Source organism: Streptomyces sp. NRRL B-24572 (assembly GCF_002156145.1).
GTDB classification, from domain to species: Bacteria; Actinomycetota; Actinomycetes; order Streptomycetales; family Streptomycetaceae; genus Streptomyces; species Streptomyces vietnamensis.
This window is the reverse complement of sequence record NZ_MWIG01000559.1, coordinates 1-5,412: the sequence shown is the minus strand read 5'-3', so window position 1 is coordinate 5,412 and position 5,412 is coordinate 1. Positions and strand designations below refer to the sequence as shown.

The window sequence follows — 5,412 nt, the reverse complement described above, 5'->3', positions numbered from 1 at the left end:
GTGGGGGGTGTGGGGACGGGCTCGACGAGCCGCTGGCGGGACAGCAGATCCTCGACCGTGTCGCGGGAACGGACAAGTTGGGGACTGCCGTTGAGGACCATGACCTCTGCGGGCGCGCCGAAGCCCAGGAAGTGCACCGGTGATGCGGTGGGGCCGTATGCGCCGGAACGTTCGATCGCGAGCAGGTCGCCGGGCCGGACACGGGGCAGCGAGATCTTCTTGGCCAGGAGGTCGGTGGGTGTGCACAGCGGCCCGGTGACGTTGTACAGGTGGCGCGGGGCGTCGTGTTCGTAGGGGGACAGCAGGCGGAGGGGGAAGTTGCGCTTGACGAGTTGGCCGATGCCCACCGCGTGCATGTGATGGTTGGTCCCGCCGTCGCAGACGACGAACGTCTCGCCCAGGGAGTCCTTCACGGACACGGCCCTGATGACGTAAAGGCCCGCGTCGGCCACCAGGTAACGGCCGAGTTCGGTGATCAGGCGGCATTGCGGATGAGCGGCGGCGTACGGTCCCACAGCCTCGTCGAGGCCCGACGCCAGGGCCTCCTCGTCCAGGTCGGTCTCGTTGTCGAAGTAGGCGACGCCGAAGCCGCCGCCGAAATCGACGGTCTCCAGCGGGCGCCCGAGTACGGCGGCCAGCTCGTCGGCCAGCCTCAGGACCTCCCGCGTATTGCGGATGATCGCTTCGTGGTCGAGGAATCTGCTCCCCAGGTAGGCGTGCAGGCCCATGACGCGTACGTGGCGCAGTCCGCGGAGGAATCCGCCCGCCCCCGCGACCTCGGACTCGTCGATCCCGAACTGACGCGGCTTGCCTCCCATGGTCAGTGCCGAACCGGGCGCACGCTGGGCGGGGTTGATACGCAGCATCGCGTTGACGGTCCGCCCTGCCTCGTCGGCGATCCCTTCCAGCAGGGTGAGTTCGTCGAAGGACTCGCACACCACGGCATGGATACCGGCCCGCACACAGGCGCGCAACTGCGGAGCGTCCTTGGCGGGCCCCAGATAGATGATGTCGTCGGGGGCCACCCCGGCGTCGAGGGCGGTCCTCAGCTCGGCGGGCGAGCACACCTCCGCGCCCGCGCCCTCCGCCCGCAGCAGCGCACTGACGCTGACGTTGGGATTGGCCTTGAGGGAGTAGAAGACGTCCACCCGTGGATGCAGCAGTCCTCTCAACCGCCGGTAGGTTCCCCGCAGTACGTCGGCGTCGTAGACGTACAGCGGTGTGCCGAAGTGTTCGGCCGCCTCCGAGATCAGGGCGTCATGCACGGGTTGCTCCCACCTTGTTCGGGTGTCTGTCGCCGGTCAGGGCATCGAGGCTGTGGCGCATGCGAAGTTCCAGCCGGGCCAGGGAATCGGGGTCGGGGGCGAACATGACGGTGTACAGCCGCCCCGGGAAGGTCCGGCCGTCCCGTGCCTGCTCGGCGAGGGCGTTGAGGGGAGCGAAGCAGGAGAGGACGGCATGGGCCCCGTCGGGGTCCGGTGCCAGGGCCGGCCTCAGTGTCGTGTGCAGGTGCTCGAACGACGTCGCGTGCCTCAGCCGCAGGGTGTACTGCCTGGACAGCGCGTACGTCAGGCCGGACGCGTGCCGGTCCTGCATGACCGACAACTGGTAGGTGGGCAGGTTGAGCCGGGCGTTGATCTCCAGTACGGGATAGAGGGTGCCGTCGGCGCCGCACAGTGCGTCCACTCCGACAACGCCGTGGTAGCCGTCCCGGTGGACCTTCCGGCCGATGCGTACGGCACACTCCTCGATCTCCGCCCGGTGCCTGTCCGCCCACGGCGAGCGAGCCGTGTTGCCCTGCGGGACGCCGTCGTCCAGCAGGGTCTCCAGCACGGTGTCCAGGACGACCGTGCCGTCCCGTGCGACGGTGAACTGGTAGAAGAGGTCGCAGGTCTTGGGCAGGAGGCGCTCCACCACGACGTGCAGGCGGTCGTCGCCGGTGCGTTGGGCACGGCGCCGTACCATCTCCAGCAGCCGTCGTGCCCTGGCCGGGCTGTCCAGGCGCAGCAGCCCCCGGCCCGACACCCCGTACGCGTCCTTCACGATCAGCGGCTCGAACGGGTCGGCGGCCAGCGCCACAGCCAGGTCCTCGACCGACTCGCAGCAGACACCGGGCACCGCCCGCAGCCCCAGCTCTTCCACCAGCCGCCGTGCGTAGATCTTGCTGTTGACCCGGGCGGCGACGGCCGGCTCGGCCCCGGCATACCGCAGACCGGTGAGCTTCGCGATCTGCCGGGTTCGCTCCGTACTCCCCATCGGCAGCAGATACGCGCCGCGCTTGGCAGCGGCCCTCAACCGGGCGAGGGCACGTGCGTCGGACAGGACGCGGTCGGCGGTCTCGACGGTGCCGGGACCTGTCACGGGGATACCGGCGGGCGCGGCGATCCCGGCCGAGCGCAGGTAGGCACGGAACGAAGGGTCCAGCGGCCGGCCCAGGAGCAACTCGTCGCCCTGCGCGGCCAGGCAGACCCCCAGCTCCTCCATCGCCAGCGCCGGCCGGGCGGCCGTCACCGACGGTAGCGCCGGCAGCCCCACGGCGCCGGAGCCCCAGGCGCGCTCGGCCTCGAAGTTGCACAGCAGCACGAACTCGGCCCCGGGGTCGCCCACCAGCGCTTCCTTCAGGCGCCGCAGGTAACCGGACGCGCTCACCGCGCACCGTGCCGCAGCAGCATCGCCGCGAAGCTGGCGCCAAGCCCCGGGCAGGCCAGCAGCGAGTACCCGCCGGGCGCCAGCCGGCCGCGCTCCCGTAGCGTCTCGTAATTGATCAGGGAGTCGGCGGCGAAGCAGTGGCCGTAGCGCGGCAGGTTGTCCAGGAAGACCCGGTCGCGGTCCACCCCGAGGGCGCTCACCACCTGGCTCCAGAAGACGCGGCTGATGTTGCTGGGGATGAAGTGGTCGATGTCTGCGAGGGTCAGGCCGCCTTGCGACAGGACGTCGCCGACCACTTTGACGATCATGTCGATGCTGGTGTCGACGAACTGCCGCCGGGGGAGTGCCTCGTACAACGTGAGGGAATCGGCGAACGAGCCGTCATGTCTGATCGCGTATCCCCGGATCTCGTCGCCGTGGCCGTCCCAGGACACCACCGTGGCGGTGGCGCCCTCGCCCATGATGTCGCCGATCGGGTAATGGAGTTGGTTCAGTTCGGTGAAGGGCTTTTCCCCGTTGACGATGAGAGCCCGCGCGCCCGGCGGCTCCGCCCGCAGCAGCTCGCCGGCGATTTCCAGGGCCGCCAGGCTCGACGTGCAAGCCTGCTGGGACACCGCGAACACTTGCGTCTGTCTGAGACCAAGTGCATCCGCCAACTCCCGCGCGACGCTCACATTCGCCGGAGCCACCTCCGGACTCGCGTGCACGTAGATGAGGTAGGCGGGTTCCTGCCGCCCGCGGGCACGCTCCAGGGCCTTCCGGGCGGGTGGCACCAGGAGGTCCAACAGTGCAAGATCGGGGTCCCATCGCACACTGGCAACGCCGTGCATCCGCTCCAGCACCGCCACCTGCCGTGGAGCAAGCCCGTGGTGAGCGCCGATCTCGGCGACTCTCACCTCCCGTTCCGGAACGAAGACTTCAGTCCAGACAAGTTTGAGGCCGTCCTCAACGGACATCGTGGAGCTGCTCCCTGTGCTGCTGTCGGACCCGCCGACCGAAAAGCTGACGACTACGGATGGCGACTGTAGCAAAACTCTACGTAATAGCGATCTTGGGGCATGTACCCGTCAGGCCCAGCGATGTGCCGGGCCGCAGTGCGCACTGCGCTCGCCGCGAGGAACCGCCTGGAGTTGTCGATAAACCGGCTTCCCGGTTGCCGCGTAACTGGTCAAGTGTCGGGTCGTTGCACGTGCGTGAACCGTGCTGACTTCCCGTGCGCCCCCTGTCATTCAAACTTTGAGGGTCTCCGTGCTGGCCGTGGTCCTGTTCGACGGGCAGGGCTCAGCGGACCGGCGGCTCTGTGACGCCGGTCGGGGATGGGTTTGGGCGATCACGAGGGTCCGGCGAGGAGTTGGCGCCCCGGGTTGCCCAGCGGCGCAGGCAGGCATGGGCCGTGCTGGTGCTGAGCGCCGTGGCGACGGTGGTCTGCGCGGCTGTGGCGGCCGGGCTGTGGGGCCAACTGGTCAGTGGCGGTTTTGATGCATCGGAGGCTGAGGCTGTTGGTGCGGACACCTACACCGCCGAGGTGTTTGGTGCAGGGGAGACGCATCTGACGCTGGTGGTGCATGCCGGCGGCCCGGTGGACGCTCCGGCTGCGGCGGCGGCCGGACGCACTCTGACGCGGCGCCTGTCCCAGGCCGCGGGGGTCGTGTCCGTGGCCTCCTACTGGGACGGGCGGGACCCGCTGCTGCGTTCCGCCACGGGGGACAGCGCCCTAGTTCTCGCGGTGCTGGCGGGCACCGAGGACCAGCGGGTGCGCACAGCCGGTGTGCTGGTGCCGTCGCTGACCGGCGAGCAGGGCCCTTTACGGGTGGAGGCCACGGGCTCCGCGTGGATGGGGGCCGAGGTCGTCGACCGGACCGAACGCGATCTGGTGCGGGCCGAGTTGGTGACGGCTCCCCTGGTGTTCCTGATGCTGGTCTTCGCGTTCCGCTCGGTTCTTGCGGCGCTGCTACCGGTAGCTGTCGCAGTGGTGTCCACGGTGGTCGCCCTGGCCTGTCTGCGGCCGCTTGCCTCGCTGGTGGAACTGTCGATGTTCGCACCGAACCTGACGACGGCACTCGGCTTCGGGCTGGCGGTCGACTACTGCCTGTTTCTCCTCACCCGTTTCCGGCGGGAGCGGGCCACCGGTCATGACGTGGCAGCAGCGGCAAAGACAGTGGTCCGTACGGCGGGCCGCACAGTGGTGTTCTCGGTGGTGACGGTGGCGCTGGTGATGGCGTGCCTGCTGGCCTTCCCGGTGCCCTTCCTGCGGTCGATGGCCTTGGCCGGTGTCACCGTCGCCGTGTCCTCGGGCGCGGTGGTCCTGCTGGTGGTACCTGCTGTGCTGCTCCTGGCCGGTGATCGGCTCGCCGGCTCCGTGTCGGGCGAGGCCGGGTCGCAAGGCGCCCGTGGGGGTGGCGGGTGGGAGGCCAGCGCGGGCTGGCGCCGGTTCGCCACGATGGTGTGCCGCAGGCCCACCGTATGGCTGGTGGCAGTCCTGGTGCTGCTGTCGACGATGAGCCTGCCACTGACCCACCTCCACCTCGCGCCGATCGACGAGCGGACGCTGCCCGCCCTGGCCTCCTCACGCGCCGCAGCCACCGCGCTGGAGACCGGCTTCCCCGAGATGGCGCCGGCCACCACCCTCGTGGTGGCTCTGCCTCGCGCGGAGCCGGGGCGTGCGGGGGAGGTGGGGCTGTATGCATCGAGGCTCTCGCGGCTGCCCGCGGTCAAGATGGTGGACAGCGTGGCCGGCCGCTACCGCGGCGTCCACCTTCGCGT

Annotated in this window: 4 protein-coding genes; 1 reads left to right on the top strand and 3 read right to left on the bottom strand. The window is 69.8% G+C overall.

Annotated elements, in window-relative coordinates; all coding sequences use genetic code 11:
* The 3 genes from CCN56_RS29825 to CCN56_RS29815 form a co-directional block, all read right to left on the bottom strand.
* Positions 1–1,265: type III PLP-dependent enzyme (locus CCN56_RS29825; protein ID WP_256962236.1), on the bottom strand; the 1,265-nt coding region annotated here is incomplete at its 3' end.
* Positions 1,258–2,649 carry an ATP-grasp domain-containing protein gene (locus CCN56_RS29820; RefSeq protein WP_086831056.1) on the bottom strand — a complete coding sequence of 464 codons (1,392 nt, stop codon included), beginning with the start codon at positions 2,647–2,649 and terminating at the stop codon, positions 1,258–1,260. The genes CCN56_RS29825 and CCN56_RS29820, both read right to left, overlap by 8 nt.
* Positions 2,646–3,605: a 3-oxoacyl-[acyl-carrier-protein] synthase III C-terminal domain-containing protein gene (locus CCN56_RS29815; protein WP_086831055.1), complete on the bottom strand. Its 960-nt coding sequence runs from the start codon at positions 3,603–3,605 to the stop codon at positions 2,646–2,648. Before CCN56_RS29815 ends, CCN56_RS29820 begins: the two co-directional genes overlap by 4 nt.
* A gap of 437 nt (positions 3,606–4,042) precedes the next feature.
* Between CCN56_RS29815 and CCN56_RS29810 the strand changes: the two genes are divergently transcribed.
* A partial coding sequence (locus tag CCN56_RS29810; RefSeq protein WP_179200029.1) for an MMPL family transporter occupies positions 4,043–5,412 on the top strand: 1,370 nt, incomplete at its 3' end.